Source organism: Terasakiella sediminum, from assembly GCF_033100395.1.
In the GTDB taxonomy this organism is placed as follows: Bacteria; Pseudomonadota; Alphaproteobacteria; order Rhodospirillales; family Terasakiellaceae; genus Terasakiella.
On the sequence record NZ_JAWLVJ010000007.1, the window covers coordinates 102,385 to 121,497 of the forward strand.

Annotated in this window: 17 protein-coding genes; 7 read left to right on the plus strand and 10 right to left on the minus strand. The window is 50.8% G+C overall.

Going from position 1 to position 19,113, the window contains the following annotated elements; genetic code table 11:
* From RYZ26_RS07200 to RYZ26_RS07210, 3 genes are all read left to right on the plus strand, one after another.
* On the plus strand, nucleotides 1-1,581 hold the full coding sequence (locus tag RYZ26_RS07200; RefSeq protein WP_317682504.1) for an L-aspartate oxidase: 1,581 nt from the start codon (nucleotides 1-3) through the stop codon (nucleotides 1,579-1,581).
* A complete protein-coding gene (gene nadC / locus RYZ26_RS07205) occupies nucleotides 1,563-2,423 on the plus strand; it encodes a carboxylating nicotinate-nucleotide diphosphorylase (protein ID WP_317682505.1) in 861 nt (286 codons plus the stop codon). The genes RYZ26_RS07200 and nadC overlap by 19 nt, the downstream gene beginning before the upstream one ends.
* Nucleotides 2,424-2,502: 79 nt before the next feature.
* Entirely contained in the window at nucleotides 2,503-2,808 is a 306-nt protein-coding gene (locus tag RYZ26_RS07210) for a rhodanese-like domain-containing protein (RefSeq protein WP_317682506.1), read from the plus strand.
* Here the strand turns inward: RYZ26_RS07210 and RYZ26_RS07215 are convergent.
* From RYZ26_RS07215 to RYZ26_RS07225, 3 genes are read right to left on the minus strand one after another with little or no spacing between them, the layout of a single operon-like run.
* Nucleotides 2,805-3,833 carry a threonine aldolase family protein gene (locus tag RYZ26_RS07215; protein ID WP_317682507.1) on the minus strand — a complete coding sequence of 343 codons (1,029 nt, stop codon included), beginning with the start codon at nucleotides 3,831-3,833 and terminating at the stop codon, nucleotides 2,805-2,807. The genes RYZ26_RS07210 and RYZ26_RS07215 overlap by 4 nt on opposite strands.
* Before the next feature lie 27 nt (nucleotides 3,834-3,860).
* Nucleotides 3,861-4,250, minus strand: coding sequence for a M67 family metallopeptidase (locus RYZ26_RS07220; protein ID WP_317682508.1), 390 nt, complete (start codon nucleotides 4,248-4,250; stop codon nucleotides 3,861-3,863).
* On the minus strand, nucleotides 4,247-4,657 hold the full coding sequence (locus tag RYZ26_RS07225) for a hypothetical protein (protein ID WP_317682509.1): 411 nt from the start codon (nucleotides 4,655-4,657) through the stop codon (nucleotides 4,247-4,249). The genes RYZ26_RS07220 and RYZ26_RS07225 overlap by 4 nt, the downstream gene beginning before the upstream one ends.
* Nucleotides 4,658-4,692: 35 nt before the next feature.
* Between RYZ26_RS07225 and RYZ26_RS07230 the strand changes: the two genes are divergently transcribed.
* Nucleotides 4,693-5,658, plus strand: coding sequence for an RluA family pseudouridine synthase (locus RYZ26_RS07230; RefSeq protein ID WP_317682510.1), 966 nt, complete (start codon nucleotides 4,693-4,695; stop codon nucleotides 5,656-5,658).
* Between the two features lie 133 nt (nucleotides 5,659-5,791).
* Nucleotides 5,792-6,697, plus strand: coding sequence for an RNA polymerase sigma factor RpoH (gene rpoH, locus RYZ26_RS07235; RefSeq protein WP_317682511.1), 906 nt, complete (start codon nucleotides 5,792-5,794; stop codon nucleotides 6,695-6,697).
* A gap of 52 nt (nucleotides 6,698-6,749) precedes the next feature.
* Here rpoH and RYZ26_RS07240 read toward each other — a convergent pair whose 3' ends face one another.
* The 5 genes from RYZ26_RS07240 to RYZ26_RS07260 all read right to left on the minus strand — a co-directional run bounded on the left by RYZ26_RS07240 (nucleotide 6,750) and on the right by RYZ26_RS07260 (nucleotide 12,592).
* Nucleotides 6,750-7,310 carry a rhomboid family intramembrane serine protease gene (locus tag RYZ26_RS07240; RefSeq protein ID WP_317682512.1) on the minus strand — a complete coding sequence of 187 codons (561 nt, stop codon included), beginning with the start codon at nucleotides 7,308-7,310 and terminating at the stop codon, nucleotides 6,750-6,752.
* A gap of 35 nt (nucleotides 7,311-7,345) precedes the next feature.
* Entirely contained in the window at nucleotides 7,346-7,894 is a 549-nt protein-coding gene (locus tag RYZ26_RS07245; protein ID WP_317682513.1) for an acyl-CoA synthetase, read from the minus strand.
* Between the two features lie 10 nt (nucleotides 7,895-7,904).
* Nucleotides 7,905-9,950: a protein kinase family protein gene (locus tag RYZ26_RS07250; protein WP_317682514.1), complete on the minus strand. Its 2,046-nt coding sequence runs from the start codon at nucleotides 9,948-9,950 to the stop codon at nucleotides 7,905-7,907.
* Nucleotides 9,951-10,139: 189 nt separating this feature from the next.
* Nucleotides 10,140-11,432 (minus strand): adenylosuccinate synthase, encoded by a 1,293-nt coding sequence (locus RYZ26_RS07255; RefSeq protein ID WP_317682515.1) that lies wholly within the window; start codon nucleotides 11,430-11,432, stop codon nucleotides 10,140-10,142.
* 29 nt (nucleotides 11,433-11,461) lie between these two features.
* The gene (locus RYZ26_RS07260; protein ID WP_317682516.1) at nucleotides 11,462-12,592 is read right to left on the minus strand and encodes an ATP phosphoribosyltransferase regulatory subunit; all 1,131 of its coding nucleotides are present in this window, start codon (nucleotides 12,590-12,592) and stop codon (nucleotides 11,462-11,464) included.
* Nucleotides 12,593-12,934: 342 nt separating this feature from the next.
* Here RYZ26_RS07260 and RYZ26_RS07265 point away from each other — a divergent pair, with 342 nt between their 5' ends.
* Nucleotides 12,935-13,933 (plus strand): NAD(P)H-quinone oxidoreductase, encoded by a 999-nt coding sequence (locus RYZ26_RS07265; protein ID WP_317682517.1) that lies wholly within the window; start codon nucleotides 12,935-12,937, stop codon nucleotides 13,931-13,933.
* 117 nt (nucleotides 13,934-14,050) lie between these two features.
* Entirely contained in the window at nucleotides 14,051-14,659 is a 609-nt protein-coding gene (locus RYZ26_RS07270) for a DUF1013 domain-containing protein (RefSeq protein WP_317682518.1), read from the plus strand.
* A 77-nt stretch (nucleotides 14,660-14,736) separates the two neighbouring features.
* Here the strand turns inward: RYZ26_RS07270 and RYZ26_RS07275 are convergent, their stop codons facing one another.
* Together RYZ26_RS07275 and RYZ26_RS07280 are read right to left on the minus strand one after the other, a co-directional pair.
* Nucleotides 14,737-15,399: a response regulator gene (locus RYZ26_RS07275; RefSeq protein ID WP_317682519.1), complete on the minus strand. Its 663-nt coding sequence runs from the start codon at nucleotides 15,397-15,399 to the stop codon at nucleotides 14,737-14,739.
* Between the two features lie 64 nt (nucleotides 15,400-15,463).
* A complete protein-coding gene (locus RYZ26_RS07280; RefSeq protein WP_317682520.1) occupies nucleotides 15,464-19,024 on the minus strand; it encodes a PAS domain S-box protein in 3,561 nt (1,186 codons plus the stop codon).
* Nucleotides 19,025-19,113 lie beyond the last annotated feature (89 nt).

The window sequence follows — 19,113 nt, forward strand, 5'->3', positions numbered from 1 at the left end:
ATGAAACAGCTTCAAACAGATGTTCTGATTATCGGGGCAGGGGCGGCTGGCCTGGTCAGCGCCCTTGATCTTGAAGAACAGGATGTCATCGTGCTGGCCAAAGCCCCTGTGGGCGAAGGGTCCAGCAGTTCCTGGGCGCAGGGCGGTATTGCTGCTGCGGTTGGCGATGATGACCACCCGGAACATCATAAGCGCGATACGCTGGACGTTGGTGTGGACCTGTCTTGTGAAAAGGCCGCCCATGTCATCACCCATGAAGGACCGGAACTAATCGACGCCCTGATTGCCTGGGGTGTCAATTTTGACCGTAACCCCGAAGGCCATCTGTCGTTGGGGCGCGAAGCTGCGCATTCTTTCCGCCGTATTCTGCATGCCGAAGGCGATAGCACGGGTAAAGAGATCATGCGTGCGCTGGGACAGGCTGTTTTACATAGCGATCATATCCGCCTTCTACCCGACGCCGCAGCTTACGAGCTGATCGGACAAGATGGCCGCGTCGTTGGCGCACGTGCCCGCAGCCATGCGGGGCAAGAGGTTGCAATCTCTGCCAAGGCTGTCGTTATGGCAACAGGTGGCGTTGGCAACCTGTTTGGTTATACGACAAATCCAGCTGAATCTTCTGGTGAGGGCCTTGCGATGGCGGCGACTGTCGGCGCGCGTATGGCGGACCTGGAATTCGTACAGTTTCACCCGACCGCTATCGATGTGGGCGTGAAACCCATGCCACTGGCAACCGAAGCCTTGCGCGGTGAAGGGGCGCATCTGATCGATGGGCGCGGTGTACGCTTTATGCCCTCTGTCCATAAAGATGCAGAACTTGCCCCGCGCGATGTGGTGGCCCGTGCCATCTGGCGACGCGTCAAGGCAGGCGATAAGGTCTATCTGGATTGCCGCGAGGCTGTGGGCGAAAGCTTTAAAGATCGTTTCCCGACCGTTTACGGCTATTGTAAAGAGGCTGGCCTTGACCCGGCGACCCAACCCATCCCGGTGACCCCGGCAGCCCACTATCACATGGGGGGGATTGATGTGGACTTGAACGGTCAGACTTCGCTGAATGGCCTATGGGCTGTGGGGGAAGTGGCTTGTACGGGTGTTCATGGCGCAAACCGTCTGGCAAGTAACTCTTTGCTGGAAGCCGTTGTTTTTGGTCGTCGTGTAGCAAAAGATATTCTGGCCGCTGATCTTGCAGAAACACAGATTACAGAAATTGCACCATCACCATCTGGTGCGTTGGATCTAACCGATCAGCTGGCAAACGTCCTTTATGGCGCAGCGGGCGTAGAACGCAGTGAGGCCGGGCTTTATACTGCGCTGGCACAAGTGGTGGCCTGGGAAGAAAAACAGGCAAGCTTTACACCGCAGTTTAAAAACAAGCTGATTGCTTCGAAAATGATTTTGGCCTGCGCGCTGGAACGTCGTGAAAGCAGGGGCGGGCATTTCCGCAGTGACTACCCTGACACAGACGTAAATCAGGCACAGCGCAGCAAAACCACACTTAAAGAAATTAACGCATTTATTCGTGGCCTCAATCTCGGGGCCGACATTCAAGGGACCATTCAGTCATGTCAGACGCCGGCGTAAAAGTAGAACCGCTTTCACCTATCCTTATCGAACCTTCTGTTCGTGCAGCCCTCGCCGAAGATTTGGGCCGTGGCGGTGATTTAACCACTGATATCGTGATTGATGATGACGCTTGGGTAAAGGCCTCCATCAACGCCCGTCAGGTCGGTGCCATCGCCGGGATCGATATTGCCGAGATGGCTTTTGATCTGGTCGATCCGCGCGTTGATATGGAAGTCTATATCGCCGATGGCGGTCGTGTGGAACCGGGGGATACCGTTGCGATTTTAGAAGGCCCGGCTCGTGCGATTTTGACAGGGGAGCGTGTGGCGCTGAACTATCTGGGGCACCTGTCCGGCATTGCCTCAGAAACCCGCAAAATCGTGGATGCCTGCGCAGGCACCAAAGCGCGGATCACCTGTACCCGGAAGACAACACCTGGCCTGCGCGCCTTTGAAAAATATGCCGTTCGTTGTGGTGGCGGCTTTAACCATCGCTTTGGTCTGGATGATGGCTTGATGATTAAAGACAATCACATCGCGGCCTGTGGTGGGATCACCCAAGCGGTTGAACGTGCCAAATCCAAGCTGGGCCATATGGTGAAAATCAACCTGGAAGTCGATACGCTGGAACAGCTGGAAGAAGGCCTGAAAGTGGGTGCTGATGTGTTCCTGCTAGACAATATGGGGCCTGATTTGCTGAAAGAAGCCGTCAAATTGATTGATGGCCGTGGTGTTGCCGAAGCTTCTGGTGGCGTGACGCTGGAGACAGCACCGGCCATTGCCGCATCCGGTGTTGATATCATTTCCATCGGCTGGCTGACCCATAGCGCACCATGCCTTGATCTTGGGATGGATTTTTAGAATAACTTTAATATGAGAAGCTGTTGATTTTACGGGGTGACGCTCTATATTCAGGTTTATCGAAATCTGGAGACTGATAATGAGCGACATCCCCTTTGAAATCGACGTTCAAACGTTGAAGACTTACCGCGAAACAGGCGTAGACCATATCGTGCTGGATGTACGTGAACCGGCGGAGATAGCTTCACATGCGTATGATGATGCGCTTGAAATCCCGATGAACGAAATCCCCCAAAACCTGGATGAACTGCCAACGGACAAAACTATTGTGGTTATGTGTCATATTGGCGGGCGTTCCATGCAGGTAACCGGATGGCTGCGTCAGCAGGGGTTTGATAATGTTACCAACCTGCGCGGTGGCATCGAAGCTTGGGCTGCGTCTTAAGTCTCATCCTTTGCTACGGCAATGAACCCATCTACATCCGTTTCTTTGGTGTCAAAACTTGTCACCAGACGGATCAATGGTGAATTTGGGTCTTGCCAGCGATAGAAACCGTATCCTGCCTTTTCAAGGCGCGTCAGGGTGTCTTCGGGTAGGGTGATGAAAATTTCATTGGCTTCCACCTGATAGTAAAGATCACTGCCTTTAATGGTTTGCAGACCGTTTTTTAAGCGTTGCGCCATTTTGTTGGCATGTTGGGCGTTGGATAGCCAAAGATCATCCGTCAGGTACGCATCCCATTGTGCAGCCAGATAGCGCATTTTTGAAAATAGATGCCCGCCGCGTTTGCGCTTGAATCCTGCTTCACGGGCCAGATCACGGTTAAAGAAGATCACCGCTTCCGCGCACATGGCCCCGTTTTTGGTCGCACCAAAACTCAAGACATCCACACCGGCTTTCCAGGTCAGGTCCGCCGCACTGCATCCCGCCGTAATCAGGGCATTGGCAAAGCGTGCGCCATCCATATGCAGGTACATGCCGCGTTCTTTGGCAACTTCATTAATTCGATGGATTTCGCCCAGTCCATAAATTGTGCCTGCCTCGCTGGCTTGTGACAGGCTGATGGCGGCAGGTTGGGTGTGATGGACGGCATCGGAAGTGTTGGCCAAGGCCGCTTCCAGTTCCCCAGGGTGTAGTTTGCCGTGGGCACCTGGAAGTGTTACCAGTTTGGCCCCACCTGTATAGAATTCGGGTGCGCCACATTCATCACAGTTGATGTGAGAATCGCGGTGGCAATAGATGCTGCCATAGGACGGGGATAGGGCCGACAGGGCAATGGAATTGGATGCCGTACCTGTGGCGACCAGAAAGGTGGTCGTTTCACATTCAAAAATCTCGTTAAACCGGGTCTGGACCTTATCGGTCAGCACATCATTGCCATAGGGCATGGCCGCGCCCTGATTGGCCTTGGTAATCGCATCAAGTATCTGTGGAGAGACCGAGGCTGTGTTATCGCTTGCAAAGTTCATCTCACCACTCCCTGTAATTATTCTTTTTTAAAGCTTAACCTGAATAGGGAGTTCTGCAAAGTCCTGTTTTATCTCATCAAATTTAAAAGCTTTGATCTCATCCTGGGTCGCAATAATCCAGATCATTTCTGGCTCATAGACCATGGTCTTGTCGGTTTTTGATGGATAGGGGATGCCATTGGGGTGGGAATGATAAAAACCGATCATGGCGTCATGACCCTGTTCACGGATCAGTTTAAACCTTGTCGCGGGATCAATTTCAAAAGTTTTGGTCCTGTCGCTTTCTGAGACATTTCTTGATGCCATCAGGTCTGTGACCTCATCACCTTTACCAATGATCAGGCCACAGCATTCTTCAGGGTGCACCCGTTTCGTGTGGGCGAAGATTTCGTCAATATGATCCTGGCTGATAATCATTCAGCAGCGTGAAGGGACAGGCCGCCCAGTTTTGCACCCGTATTGATGTCCAGGATCATCAGACGGTTGGTGCCCGCTTCATTCACCAGACGCAGGACAAGGCGTTGGGAATCCATGTCGGTTTCCACAACTTTATAGCCTGCCGGGATTTCGATGCGCATATCGCCAAATGCTTTAGCCGGAACAACTGGTGCGGCAGTGGGTGCTGGTGTCTCTTTTTTCTTGCCGACAAGGGGGACTTCAACCTCTTTTAAGGCTTTTTCCAATTCAGGCACTTCGCTTGAAAGGTCAAAAAACTTAAAATCAGGGTTGTCATTCTTCTGGATTAGGCCATAAACCAAAGCAACCATTCCCAGAATGATCAAAATTCCCATGCCGACAACGGCAGAAACGAGTACAGTTCTCATTTATCTAACTCTAACTTTGGTTTGTGTTCATCCCTATGAGCGATCAGTTTACAGTCACCGCCCGCGACCACGATAAAAACATCCGTTTGGACAAATTACTTTCAAAAGGCGACAGCGGATTATCCCGCTCGCGTTTGAAAGCCTTGATTGAAGACGGCTGCGTTACGCAATCGGGCGAGACAATAACGGACGCATCGTTCAGGGTCAAACCCGGACAGACATTTTCTGTGGAAATTCCCGAAGCCGAAGATTACGACCCGGAACCGGAAAATATCCCGCTGGAAATTGTCTATGAAGATGATGATCTGCTGGTACTGAATAAACCAGCGGGCATGGTGGTGCATCCGGCCGCCGGGAACTATACCGGAACCCTTGTAAATGCTTTGCTTTATCACTGTGGCGACAGTCTTTCCGGCATCGGCGGGGTGAAGCGCCCGGGGATTGTCCATCGTCTGGATAAGGAAACAAGTGGGCTGATGGTCGTTGCAAAAAACGATATTGCCCATGTATCTTTGTCCGAACAATTTGCTGCACACAGTCTGGAGCGGGCCTATCTGGCCATCGTCTGGGGCGTGCCGGACCCGAAAGAAGGGCGCATCGAAGGAAGTATCGGTCGCAGCCCATCGAATCGGAAGAAGATGGCCGTCGTACCTAGAGGCGGAAAAGAGGCCTATACGAACTACAAATGGGTGCAAAGTATCGGACATTATGCATCTTTGGTAGAATGTAGGCTCGAAACAGGGCGCACGCACCAAATTCGCGTCCATATGTCTACCCAGGGTAACACCGTTGTGGGGGATGCTTTATATGGTCGCACCCCTCCGCGTTTTGTGCGTTCGCTAAGTAACGAGCAAAAGGCAGAATTCAGCGCCTTTGGACGCCACGCATTACATGCATATATCATAGGGTTTTTGCACCCGCGAACAGGTGATGAAATGTATTTTGAAAATGATTTACCTAGTGAAATCAATGGTTTGTGTGAATTTCTTAAAAAAGTGTAAATACTATTATGCCTGAGCCTATAAGTTGGGTATTATAAATATATTGAAGGGGATTCAATAAAAGAGGGCGCCCATGACGTGCCGTTTTTAAGGAAGCTGCACGTGTAACCCATATCCGATAGGGGGATGGCACATGGCTAGCAATACCTTAGGTCTGACTTTTACACCGGAACAAAACCTGTCCCGGTACCTAACTGAAATAAGAAAGTTCCCGATGCTCAGCGTCGAGGAAGAATACAGTTTAGCTGTTAACTGGCGCGAACATGAAGATCATGAAGCCGCGCACAAGCTTGTCACCAGCCATCTGCGTCTGGTTGCCAAGATCGCCATGGGTTACCGTGGCTACGGTTTGCCTGTGGGTGAACTGATTTCTGAAGGCAATGTGGGGATGATGCAGGCGGTCAAACGCTTTGATCCTGAACGCGGGTTTAGACTCGCCACATACGCCATGTGGTGGATCCGTGCGTCTATTCAGGAATATATCTTACATTCCTGGTCTTTGGTGAAGATGGGTACAACAGCGGCACAGAAAAAGCTGTTTTTCAATCTGCGCAAACTGAAAGGACAGATGAAAGCCATTGAAGAGGGGGATCTCCATCCAGAAAATGTGGCAAAAATCGCAGAAAAACTGAATGTGCCAGAAGAAGAAGTTATTCAGATGAACCGCCGTCTGGCCAGCAATGACCATAGCCTGAACTCACCACTACGTATGGATGGGGAAGGCGAATGGATCGACTGGCTGGTAGATGAAAAAAGCAATCAGGAAAAAGACCTGGCGAAACGCGAAGAACTGGATAATCGCCGCACCATGTTGGAAAGCGGGATGCTGGTTCTTAATGAACGCGAGCGTCACATCTTAAGCGAACGTCGCCTGAAAGATCGCCCAACCACCTTGGAAGATTTGTCACAGGAATATGGTGTGTCGCGCGAACGTATTCGTCAAATTGAAGTCCGCGCGTTTGAGAAGCTTCAAAAATCAATGAAAAATGCAATGGTGGAACAGCGTATGCGCGAACGCGAAATGCGCCAACGCCACTAAAAAGACCGAGATAAATATGAGGAGCTACGGGGTGTTCTTTTGAACACCCTTTTTATTTCACCTGGCCCGTGACTTTGTAATAATAGCCAAAGGCGATTCCCACAATGCCGCCAACCAGGTGGCCGAGTTGTGAAACGTTATCGGGGCTGAAGGCATTGTAGATTTCTTTGCCAAGATAAAGGGCGGCCACAAGCACAAAGCTGATGGAGATTTTTTCACAGGAATTGGCCGTCAGGCTGGACATGGTGATGCACATGAAGACGACGCCGCTTGCCCCCAACAAGGCTGTACCGGGAAAGAGCCCTTGCGCAATCGACGTGGCAATTGTTGTTGCAAGAACGGCATAAACAAAGTTCTTAAAACCAATGCGCTGTTCAATTTGCGGACCAAGCAGCAGCAGGTATAGCATATTTCCCATAAAGTGATCGTAATTTGCATGGGCAAAGATGTGACCGACAGCGGAAACCCAATAGGAAACTTCATCTATGCGTGCGAAGAAATTGCCATGCACGGCCATTAGACTGTTGTAATCCGAACTCACAAATATTTGCAGGAACAGGCCGAAGCTCGCCAATATGAAAATAAGGATTGTCGCCGGGCCATTGAGTGTCATGTCGGTGTTTTTTCGTTCAATCAGGTGAGGCTGGTTTAGGTTTTCGGTGCTTTTGGTGCTGCTGGTTCACTTGGTGGTGCGCCAGGCTCGGCTTCTTCTCCGTTTGGCACGGTTGAATTCTCACCCGTGACATCTTCGCCCCATTCCTGCAGCAATTTCTTTTGCTTGGCGCGCAGAATGGCGACACGGCGTTGGGCGATAAAGGTCATGACGGTGGTTACAATTGGTGGTGTGACGGCAAAGAGCACCCATCCAAGGGCCGCAAGCCCATACATGGTGAAGAGGGAGAATACATCGGTCAGACTGTCAATGGCGACCGACATACTATTGCTGCCCATCCACAGGTCCAGCAGGAAGGGGAAAATCCCGGCAAAGTTCATGGCAAAAACGCTGAAGAATGCAAATCGCTGTGGGGATCTGTCAATTAGCACAGCAACAAAGGTTGGCAGCAGCCCAAAACAAACCAGTACCAACGATGCCATGGACACCAGCAACAGGATGACGGCGGCAAACAGGGCCATAAAGCCCAACAACATTAAGCCACTGCCACCTGATCCTCTTTTCTTTGCTGCTACTTTTGCCATAACGCCGATCTCACCACAATTTGCCGATGAATGTGACGGTGATAATCAGAAGCGCGATGACAATAGATGTCATGGCCGCTGCCTGTTGACCGATACGGCTTGAATTTTTCTGCAAGGCAGATGCCCCGCCTTCGATGTCTTTGATCTCGTCATCCGCTTCTTTGAATTCAGCGCAAGCTTCGTCAAAATCCAGTTGATCCTGGGCACGTTGTTCGGCGTTATCCAGCAGGTTAAACAGATCGGCAAGGTTGCCTTTGCGGATCAGCTTCGGGACTTCTTTTTCCAGTTCCTCGCGGATGGACTTACTATGGAAGGCTTTGATCGCTGGACCCATATGGGCACCGACCCAGCTGGTGAAGCCTAAAAGGTTCCCCGCCTTGGTGCGCCATTGCACAAGCGCGAGCAGGCTGAGCATGCCAAGCGTTGCAATCTCTTCACGATCATCGCCAACAGCTTTGATATGTGGATCAATATTCTGGTTCAGACGTGCTGCAATAAAGGCCACGATATGGCGATCAATCGGTTTGCTTTTCTTGTCGATCTTGGCCGATACCCGTTCAAGGGCGGGCATCAGTTCCTTGATGGTCAGTACATGTTCTTCAATGATCAGGGGGCTTTGGCACGGCAGGGTGGGGTTGGTTTCATAGAGACAACGTTCTACGCCATAGCCGATTTTGCGTTCCTGCACAAAATCCAGTAATTGATCAAAGTTTTTCTCAAGCGCCACATAGACCGGGTTGTAGGTATCTTGCGAATCAAACCAGGCACGCGGCAGGCTGCGGGTGATCATTTCAACTGGGGTGTTGGCGTTGCCTTTTTGCAGGACACTGCTGGCAAGTGCGGTGCCAAACCCGTCGGGCATGCACCAGCAATCCTTATATCGGATGGGGAGTGAGGGATCGAGCACGATACTGATCCTTGCCGCCATAATATCTTTATCGCCACTTTGCGATTGCGCCATATGGATGGCGTTGGACGCGGCCGCAGACAGTTCGGTATCTTCCATATCCCGCTTCAGCCAGGTTTCCAGCACATCATCTTTAACAAGACGGTCTACCTGACTTGGCATTCTGGAAACGGCAAGGGAAAGCGTACGGGTGTTGAAATGATCCCGGCCCGCATATTCGATGGTTCGCTTGGCTTTTGGGGCGGCTTTTTTCTGGATCGGGGTCAGACGACGGCCATTGATCCAAAGGTCCAGCTGTTCCAGACCCCAGCGTTCATGTTCATCATCAGACAGCAAGCCCCGCAAAGCTTCCAGCATATTGACCGGAACCGGTTCTTGCCCGATCAGGGTCGCATAGGACCCTTCCAGCATTTTGGCATAAAGAATATCGTCGTCGGTGCGCAGATGGGGGACCGGGTTGCCACCGATAAGGGCAAACAGGATCGTAACCCCAAGCGCGTACATATCATCAGCCACATCGCCCGCACCGCGTCCAGCAGGCGGGGCGGTACCACGTTCAATGGATTCAAACAGGGTGGGCTGATCATACCCCGGGGGAACCGTTGCGCAATCCCCCAGCACAAGGCGATCAAGCGAAGCATCCAGGAAATAAAGGTTCGAAGGGCGGATTTGACGGTGAGATACACCACGTGTGGCAAATTCTTGCAGACCATGGCAGATCGGTTCAATGATCTTGCGAACCATTTCATGCTGGTTGATTTGACCCAGATGGTCCAGCAGGCGGCCACCCATCGGGCGTTCATAGATCACGGCAACGGTGCGCTGGTTCATGGTTGGCCAATGGACATGACCCCATTCCACCAACGGCATGGCCCCACGCACGTTCGCGCCTTTAAGCACATCCATAACACCTGTACGCGGACCAAGGAAGGGCGGGCAAATCAGGGCGAATAATTTGCGTTCCGTGTTGCGTTTATCTTCGGCGTAATAAGCTTTGGCAGAAGGCGTGCTGAGCTCCGCAATAGGCGAGCTTGGATGAATTTGAAAGCGATCAAGCGTAACGGGCGGCAAAGCCTTTGGCTTTTCCTGAGGCTGCGGTGCAGCTTTCTGCGCTTGTTCTTGCGCGCCCTGGGTTTCTTCTTCGGCCATTTACGCCCTTAATCGCCTGATGTTCTTGGTTATATATAGTTCAACCATCGTGCACATGTTAGTCGAATCTATAATGAAATGTATATAAAGGATATAAGACATTTCTTAAAAGGAGGTGAAGATTTAGGCAAAAGAAAAACCCCTGCACCCTGTGCAGAGGTTTTTCCAGATTAAATTGTGATCAGATGCTTAACCGTTAAAAGGATCTGTCACCAGAATTGTATCTTCACGTTCCGGGCTGGTTGAACAAACAGCCACAGGTGTTTCGATCAGTTCTTCAATACGTTTGATGTATTTTACGCATGTTGCAGGCAACTCACCCCAGGTGCGTGCGCCTTCAGTGCTTTCTGTCCAGCCTTCCATGACTTCATAGATCGGCTCGACACGTTCCTGTTCAGCAGGGTTGGAGGGCAGGTGTTTGATTTCCTTGCCATCAATCTGATAACCCGTGCAGATTTTCAGCTCGTCCATACCGTCCAGTACGTCCAGTTTCATCAGCGCAATACCGTTGATGCCGTTGACTTTTACAGCCTGGCGAACCAGAACCGCATCAAACCAGCCACAACGACGTTTGCGTGCTGTCACTGTACCAAACTCGTGGCCACGCTCCCCAAGGCCTTGACCAACTTCGTCAAACAGTTCTGTTGGGAATGGACCGGAACCCACACGTGTTGTGTAAGCTTTGGTGATACCCAGAACATAATCCAGTGATCCCGGACCCATGCCAGAACCAGCAGAGGCCTGACCTGCAACTGTGTTGGAAGACGTTACGAAGGGGACGGTGCCGTGATCAACGTCCAGCAATGTGCCTTGCGCGCCTTCAAACAGGATGCGTTGGCCTTTGGATTTTGCATCATCCAGCAGCTGCCAGACGATTTGAGAATAAGGTGTCAGCTTTGGTGCCATTTCAAGAAGTGGGTTCAGCACTTCTTCAACAGTCCATTCTTCCTGACCCAGACCACGCAGCAGCGGGTTATGGTGGGCCAGAAGTTTTTCGACTTTGGCAGGCAGTGTTGCCGGGTCAGCCAGATCACCAAAGCGAATGGCGCGGCGACCGCATTTGTCTTCATAGGCTGGGCCAATGCCACGACCTGTGGTGCCGATCTTGGCGTTACCCAGCGCTTCTTCGCGCACATGGTCGAGTTTTTGGTGAACCGGCAGGATCAGACAGGCGTTTTCAGCAATTGCCAGATTTTCTGGTGTGATGTCCACGCCCTGACCACGGATGGTGTCAATTTCATTCAAGAGGGCAGCCGGGTCGATCACAACACCGTTGCCGATGACAGAAAGTTTACCGCCGCGCACAATGCCGGAAGGCAGCAGGCTGAGTTTGTATTTTACACCGTCGATAACCAGTGTGTGGCCTGCGTTGTGACCGCCCTGAAAGCGCACAACCACGTCGGCGCGTTCTGAAAGCCAGTCTACGATTTTGCCTTTGCCTTCATCGCCCCATTGGGAGCCGACTACAACTACGTTTGTCATGGGTTACTTCTCCATCCTGGCCGCACACATTAGGTAAGCGGCGTAATCTTTCCATCTGTGAAAATATGACTACAGCCCAGGCGTGCCGCTTCGGCTGCCGGGTCCTGTGATTGGTTAAGGGCATTCACACAGATGTGACCGTTCTGGCGCAAGTCTGTGATTTCCTGCACATCCGTTCCGAAAGGAACAAAAATTTTGTCTTTGGCCTGTGGCTTTGGCAAGGCACGCATCAGGCTGTCGATATATAAAGTAAAGCCGCTGGCTGTTTCACCTGATCCGGCGATATAACGCCCGCCGCGGCCCAGCTCGCTACGTGCGCCTTTACCATAAAATGTATAGGTGACGCCGGAATGATATTCGTAGCCACGGTTTTCTACCGCATCGATGGTCAGGCTTAAATCGGGCGCTTGCGTGGTGATTTGGTCATAAACCGCGATCAAGGTGTCACGCAGGTCTTTAGCTTCGCCGCTGAGATCAAGTGGGCGCAGAATATCAATGGCTTGCTTGGCTGGTCCGGCGCTGTCCAGCAATTGGGCGAACAGGTCAACCTCGTCACCGCCGAGTGCTTTGACGCTTGCTGCATCTTTCCGGTCCAGAGCAACGCGCAATTCTGTTTTTGTTGGTTCATCCAGCCCAATGTTTTCACACAGAGCCGGGACCAGACGCGGCAGACCAAGATCAACGCTTAGGCCTTTTGCGCCTGCTTTGGTCAGTGCATCCACGGCTAACAGAACGACTTCGCAGTCACTGTCATGGGTGTCAGACCCGATCAGTTCCACACCAGCCTGGCCGAACTGACGTTCCGGGCGCAGGTGCGACCCTTTTACACGCAGAACCTGGCCTGTGTAACACAGACGCAGTGGGCGCGGTTCTTTCATCAGACGGGTGGTGGCGATCCGTTCAACCTGAACTGTCATGTCTGGGCGAATACCCATCATGCGTTGGGAAATCGGATCCATTACGCGGAAGGTCTGAGACGCAATCGCAGCGCCACTGCCTTGCAGCAGGTTGTCTTCAAATTCGATAAGGGGTGGTTTTACACGACCATAGCCATATGTCGCAAAGCTGGACATCAGGTGGTCTACAACGGATGCTTCATATTCTGCATCAATCGGTAAAACATCTTCAAGGCCAGTGGGCAATAATGCTCTGTCAGTCATAAGTCCATCCGCTAAAGGCGCGTGTAAAAAATCCAAACGCGGCTTTCTAGCCGGAATCGACCTTCACAGCAAATGTTAAAAGCACTTTGGGACCGTTTTTTTGGGAAAGTCTGGCCCCAGAAACAATTTTGGGCTGTCGCTTTAAATGCGACAGCCCTTATTATTGTGGCCTCAACCTGTCAAACTTGCCTTTTTTGTCGGCAGGAGCAATCTATTCGCCGATTATACGAACGGTCAAGGGTAAAAGTGTGCTGCGGTGCACCAAAAATGACATTTGTCAATCGGACTAAAATTCTTTAGACACATATGTAGCTTATGAAAACAAAGATAAAGGCAAGCAGGATGACGGACAAAAAAATGCAATGTATGGAAATCAGCGAACCGGGTGGGCCGGAGGTTCTGAAACTGGTTGAACGTGATCAACCCATTGTTTTAGAGGGGGAAGTTCTGATCAAAGTTGCGTCTGCCGGGGTTAATCGCCCGGATGTCATCCAACGAAAAGGTCTTTATCCGCCGCCCCCGGGTGCGTCTGATTTACCGGGTCTGGAAGTGTCCGGTGAAATTGTTGAAATCAATGGCGACGTTGCGGGTCTAAAAGTTGGCGACAAGGTTTGCGCCTTAACCAACGGTGGGGGCTATGCACAATATGTAAACGTGCCTGCAGCCCAGTGCCTGCCGATTCCGTCCGGTCTTTCCATGGCCGAAGCGGCCATCGTGCCTGAAACATTCTTTACAGTCTGGTTTAATCTGTTTTTGCAAGGTGGCCTGAGAGAAGGTCAGTCTCTGTTGGTTCATGGTGGGTCCAGCGGGATTGGCACAACAGCGATTCAGATGGCGACTGCTTTGGGTGTGACGGTTTATACGACGGCCGGAAGCGCGGAAAAATGTAAAGCCTGTAGCGATTTGGGGGCAAAGCTTGCCATTAATTACCGTGATGACGACTTTGTGAGCGTGATTAAAGAAACGACCGAAGGCAAAGGTGTGGATATGATCCTTGATATGGTCGGCGGGGAATATCTTGGTCGCAATATCAAGTGCCTGGCACGTAAAGGGCGGTTGATCAATATCGCTTACTTGCAGGGCAGCAAGGCGGAAGTAAATTTTATGACCGTCATGATGAAGCAGCTGACCATCACGGGCTCAACTCTTCGCCAGCAGCCCATCGCGATCAAGTCACAGATTGCCTCTGAATTGAAAGAGACCATCTGGCCGCTGATTGAAGCCGGCAAGATCAAGCCTGTATTGCATCAGTCCTTTGAAATGATTGAGGCTGCGAAATCTCATGAGTTGATGGAAAGCAGTGCCCATATCGGCAAAATTGTCTTAAATGTGGAAAGTTGAACTTCAAAAAATGCGAAGAAGTTTGACCTGAGCGAAAAACGGATTATATAGTAGGGAAAAGGGATCGGATTTCTCGATCAACTTCTATTCATAAATTCTAGAAAAAGGATCAACGCGATGGCGCTGCCTCTAATGCCAAAGGCGACGGCCGTTTGGCTTGTCGAAAATACGGCACTGAGCTTTATTCAAATCGCCGATTTTTGCGGTTTGCACGAACTTGAAATTCAAGCGATTGCAGATGGTGATGTTGGCATGGGGATGCAGGGACTGGACCCGATTGCAAATGGTCAGCTGACACAAGCCGAACTTGATCGCTGCGCAAATGATCCAACCGCACGTCTGAAAATCGCCCGTTCCACAAACCCGGCCCCTAAAGCCCGTGGTAAAGGTGCGCGTTACACCCCGGTTTCCAAACGTCAGGACCGCCCGGACGGGATCGCCTGGCTGGTGAAAAACCACCCGGAACTACAGGATGTTCAAATTTCCAAGCTGCTGGGCACCACAAAGCCAACCATTAAGGCGATTCGTGACAAAACCCACTGGAATTCTGCAAACATCACACCACGCAACCCGGTGACTTTGGGGCTGTGTACCGAAGCTGACCTGGAAAAAGTTGTGATCATCGCACGTGGCCGCGCACGCAAGCTGGCAAAAGCCGAAGGTGTGGCCGAAGCTGCCGTTGCGATGGAAGCGGCTGTGCAGGATGACAGTACGTCCGAAGAATAAGCTTTAAAAGCTGACACATAAAAAAGGCGCTATCTGATCGGTAGCGCCTTTTTTTGTATTCGATGTTCAGGAACGTTTTAAGCTTCCCAGCCGTTTTGCAGGGCAATTCGCACGGCCTGGGCGCGGTTGGCTGCTTCCATCTTGCGATAGATGTTGCGCAGGTGAACCTTGACGGTGATTTCCTGCAAGCCAAGCTTGCGTGCAATTTCTTTGTTAGTGTTGCCTTCAATCAAATGACCAAGGATTTCTTTTTCCCGGTCACTTAAGCGAGATAGCGGACCATCTGCCATGGACTGTGTTGAGGCACTGCGCCCAATGGGGCTGTCATCATTTGATTCTGGCGTATCCTGAAAGGCTGCGGACGGGATATATTTTTCACCCGACAGAACCAGACGAAGCGCGTTGACCATTGCTGAACCGCTGATGGTTTTGGGCACATAACCTGCGGCACCACGTTCAACGGCTTCAAGTACGTCATGGCGATTGAAGTGACCGGACAGGATGACAACCGGGGTTTTAGGGTGTGCTTCACACATTTTGACCAGACCGTCAAAGGCGTTCATGCCGGGCATTTTCAAGTCCATCAGGATCAGGTCCCAGCCGTCTTCCTTCCCTGCAATCTCATAAGCTTCATCAAAAGATGCCGCTTCTGTGACCGCAACATCGGGGTCGAGTTCTTCCAAAAATGGGCGCAAACCTTCACGTACAAGGTTGTGGTCGTCAGCAATGAGAATCTTCATTAGGCGTTTTTTCCGCTTTTGTTGATCCAAGTACAATATTGTAATATCAAACGAATCTCAATCATTACGTTTCTTTTGTAATTGTTTTTCCTGCTTTTTCGACCTGAGAGGCGAGGTTTGACAGGCTAACAGGTTTTTTCAGTACGCAAAATGCCACTTCGTTCAGGTCAACCGCATCGGTCTCTTCAATTCCGGTATGTCCGGTGACGACAATAATCGGCAGGTCTGGCTTTCTTTCTTTCAGATGTTTAATCAGATGATGACCGTCCATTTTGGGCATGCGGATGTCGGTGACGACAATATCGCAGGGTTCGGCCTCATAAAGTTCAAGCGCTTCTTCTCCATCTCCGGCCATATTGACTTCATAGCCATTGGTGAATAGATATTCCATCATGGCTTCGGCGGCATAAACTTCGTCATCCACCACCAGCACACTTAGCCCATTGCCATCAAAATCCAGATCATCATCGTCATCATCGCCGATGTCATCGGGGATGTTGGCGATGATGGATGTATCTTCTTCATCCACGCAAGGCAGCGTGATGTCAAAGCGGGCACCTTTGTGGATGTTGCGCGCCTGAATTTGCCCGCCCATGGCGGCAATAATCCCGTAGCTGACCGACAGGCCTAACCCAGTGCCTTTGCCCACTTCTTTGGTGGTGAAGAACGGGTCAAAAAGTTTCGCCATGGCTTTTTCAGAAATGCCACCGCCATTATCTGTCACGGCAATATTGATCATGTTATCGGCCTGATCATAGGTCATATTGACGTCGATGCGGTTGATTTCCTTGCTGTTGAACTGTTCGTTCTTGCGCCGTTGATTGATGGCATCATGGGCGTTGGTGATCAGGTTCAGGATTACCTGTTCCAACTGGATTGGGCGACCTTTCAGCGTCTGATAATAAGGCGGATAGCGAACATCCATATGGATGTTTTCTGCCAGATATTGCGCTTCGATCATATCAACCGCCTGACGGATCACCAGGGCTGGGTCGAACAGTTCCAGGCTGCCTGTATCTTTGCGGCTAAAGATCCGCATATGGTCGATGATGTCGGCCATGCGTGCACTTTGCATGCTGATCAGATCAAACTGTTTTTGGATTTGTTCGGTGGTGATGGTGCCCCGGTTCATCTTTAACATACTGCCTTCTGCCGCAAACCGCATGATGTTGAGCGGCTGGCTGAGCTCGTGCGTGATCCCGGCGGCCATTTCGCCAAGAGTGGCAAGTTTGGACGTCTGGGCCAGATGTTCGTTTACCCGGTTGCGTTCTGTCACATCACGAATGATCAGCAGGCGGGTTTCCAGGCCGATGTAGGAAACGGGGCGGGTGGTGATGTCGGCTTCGAAAGTTTCATCATCCATACGACGCAGAGAGACCGATGTATAGGTATAAGTCGGATCATCATCATGCATCTTGGGGGCATCTTTAAACAGATCACCGTCATCACAGACATAGTTAGCAAAGCGTTTGCCGAGAAATTCCGTTCTGTTTTTTGTGGCGAAAAGCGCATGACCTTCCGGGTTGGAAAAGACGATCCGGTCATTTTCATCCAGCACCAGAATTGCATCTGGGGACATATCAACCAGGCTTCTGTAGCGTCCCTCACTTTCACGCAAGGCTTCTTCGGCAATCAGGCGGTGATGTTCACTGCGCAGACTGGACACCCCATAACCAATGTCACTGGCCAGTTCTTCCATCAGTTTAATATGAGGATCATTAAAGATGTTTTTGTCATCCGAAACCACGCAAAGGAAACCTGCAAGTTTGGTATCAATTCGGATCGGGAAGATACCGCCGGATTTGATGTTATGTTCAACAAAGGCTTTTTTCAGATTAGGGAAAGCCTGATGCAGAATATGTTCATTCATGATCATATGGTTCTGCTTGACGAAGGTCTGCTTGATTGTGCTGGTGGGCTTGAACGGTTGCAAGTCCATGTCCAGCCCTTTTTGCATGCTGATATCCAGAAATTCCGGCAGGCTGCCCGGGATTTTAAACAGGTTCACCCATGTGGATTGGAACGACCCAAAATCCATCACCAGACGGCAGATTTCAGAAAGGATAAAGCTTTCGTTTCTGGCGTGGATCAGCGTATTCCCGGAAAGACTGAGCGTGGTGGAAATCTTGTTGCTTTCAATCAGTTCATTTTCACGACTTTTCAGGGTGGTGATATCCGTGTAAATTCCGACGATCCCGCCTTCTGATGTGGGGTGTTCATGGACCAGAAGATGATGCCCGTTATAAAGTTCAATCTCACGAATCCCACAAGATTTATGGGCTTCAACCAGTTGATCACATAATTCTTGGCTAAAGGGCGCGGGGAATTTCAGTACCTTTTCCTTGTCGCAGATATTCAGCATCTCACGATACGTAAAGGAATTGGCCACATAAGGTTTCAGCGCTGGGAACATATCAAGGGCTGCATTGTTCCACATGATCAGTTTATCGTTGGCATCCCACATGACAAGGCCGTTTGACAGCGCATTCAGCCCCTCTTCAAAACGTGTTTTATAAGTGACGCTTTCTGAAATATCTGTGCCAGTCCCGATGTAGCCTGCGAAATTGCCGTCGTTGTCAAAAATGGCTTTACCATTAATGGCAACGGTCAGGTTCATGCTATTCCAGTCGGCACTATATTTATAGTTCCTGAAAGCACGGCGGTTCTGCAAGTCTTCCCAATGTTTAAACTGGTGGGAAGGCAGGTTTTTGGGTTTGGTGAAATCATGACGGGTGCGCCCCAGAAGATACTTTTTGGGGATGCCCGTCGTTGTCGTGAACCGATCGGAAATATAAGTGAATTTATGATCCGGCCCGGTTTGCCAGTACCAGTCAGAACTGGCATCCACCAGGTCACGAAACCGGCTTTCACTTTCATGCAATGCGCTTTGGGCGATCTGTAAATCCCGGTTGGACAGGTAAAAGGCGATCAGGTCCGCGATGGAGCCGGCAAACTGTCTGTCAGTATTTGTCCAGTTACGCTGGTTTTTTCTGGCGGCGATATGCAGGGTGCCAATGGACTGGCGTCCGATTCCGACGACAGCTACCAAAACAGACTTTGGTTTTGGTCCCATGTTCTGGGTGGCAAGAAAATCCATGGATCGGACATCATTTTGCGCATCATCAAAGGCAACGGTACGCTCGCCACGCAAAGCCCCAAAGAAAGCCGGATGTTGTTGTCGATCAATGGTCATATCGCACGGCGCATTTTGATCTGTGGCGTCAAAAGCGTATTTCAGTGAAAGACTGGTGCGTTCTTCCCCAAAGAACCACAAGCAGGTGCGTGATACATCCAGTGTCTTTGAGGTTTCGCGCAAAAGCCATTCAATGGCCTGTTGTTCGGTTGTTTTTTCCGGGGTCCTGAGAAACAGGTTAAAGCCCTGGGAAATTCGTTCAAAAGCCGCCAGGTATTTTCTGGAAAGTGGCGTTTGTTCTTCTTCGGGTGACTTAAGCCGTTTATGGATCAAGGCGCCCAGTATAAGACCGCCTGCCAGGGTCCCTAATAAAACACCGGGACCTGCGTTAAATCCGTCAATTGCGGCTGTCTCTGCACGTGCAATTGTCGGACTGAGCAGGAGACTCGTGGTCAGCAGGGTATATTTATATATGTTTTGCAGGCTTTTCATTCGCGCTTGTCTTGATCTTAAACGTTTTTTACGCCCATCACCCTACCTGATCCCCGTCAAATGTCCTAGGGAAGACATTGTCTTCTTTG

Excerpts from the sequence above, each read along its gene's own strand:
- RYZ26_RS07250 (WP_317682514.1), bottom strand. The coding sequence starts at position 9,950 with ATGGCCGAAGAAGAAACCCAGGGCGCGCAAGAACAAGCGCAGAAAGCT.
- RYZ26_RS07255 (WP_317682515.1), bottom strand. The coding sequence starts at position 11,432 with ATGACAAACGTAGTTGTAGTCGGCTCCCAATGGGGCGATGAAGGCAAA.
- RYZ26_RS07270 (WP_317682518.1), top strand. The coding sequence starts at position 14,051 with ATGGCGCTGCCTCTAATGCCAAAGGCGACGGCCGTTTGGCTTGTCGAA.
- nadC (WP_317682505.1), top strand. The coding sequence starts at position 1,563 with ATGTCAGACGCCGGCGTAAAAGTAGAACCGCTTTCACCTATCCTTATC.
- RYZ26_RS07200 (WP_317682504.1), top strand. The coding sequence starts at position 1 with ATGAAACAGCTTCAAACAGATGTTCTGATTATCGGGGCAGGGGCGGCT.
- RYZ26_RS07275 (WP_317682519.1), bottom strand. The coding sequence starts at position 15,399 with ATGAAGATTCTCATTGCTGACGACCACAACCTTGTACGTGAAGGTTTG.
- rpoH (WP_317682511.1), top strand. The coding sequence starts at position 5,792 with ATGGCTAGCAATACCTTAGGTCTGACTTTTACACCGGAACAAAACCTG.
- RYZ26_RS07210 (WP_317682506.1), top strand. The coding sequence starts at position 2,503 with ATGAGCGACATCCCCTTTGAAATCGACGTTCAAACGTTGAAGACTTAC.
- RYZ26_RS07240 (WP_317682512.1), bottom strand. The coding sequence starts at position 7,310 with ATGACACTCAATGGCCCGGCGACAATCCTTATTTTCATATTGGCGAGC.
- RYZ26_RS07245 (WP_317682513.1), bottom strand. The coding sequence starts at position 7,894 with ATGGCAAAAGTAGCAGCAAAGAAAAGAGGATCAGGTGGCAGTGGCTTA.
- RYZ26_RS07280 (WP_317682520.1), bottom strand. The coding sequence starts at position 19,024 with ATGAAAAGCCTGCAAAACATATATAAATATACCCTGCTGACCACGAGT.
- RYZ26_RS07230 (WP_317682510.1), top strand. The coding sequence starts at position 4,693 with ATGAGCGATCAGTTTACAGTCACCGCCCGCGACCACGATAAAAACATC.
- RYZ26_RS07215 (WP_317682507.1), bottom strand. The coding sequence starts at position 3,833 with ATGAACTTTGCAAGCGATAACACAGCCTCGGTCTCTCCACAGATACTT.
- RYZ26_RS07260 (WP_317682516.1), bottom strand. The coding sequence starts at position 12,592 with ATGACTGACAGAGCATTATTGCCCACTGGCCTTGAAGATGTTTTACCG.
- RYZ26_RS07220 (WP_317682508.1), bottom strand. The coding sequence starts at position 4,250 with ATGATTATCAGCCAGGATCATATTGACGAAATCTTCGCCCACACGAAA.
- RYZ26_RS07225 (WP_317682509.1), bottom strand. The coding sequence starts at position 4,657 with ATGAGAACTGTACTCGTTTCTGCCGTTGTCGGCATGGGAATTTTGATC.
- RYZ26_RS07265 (WP_317682517.1), top strand. The coding sequence starts at position 12,935 with ATGACGGACAAAAAAATGCAATGTATGGAAATCAGCGAACCGGGTGGG.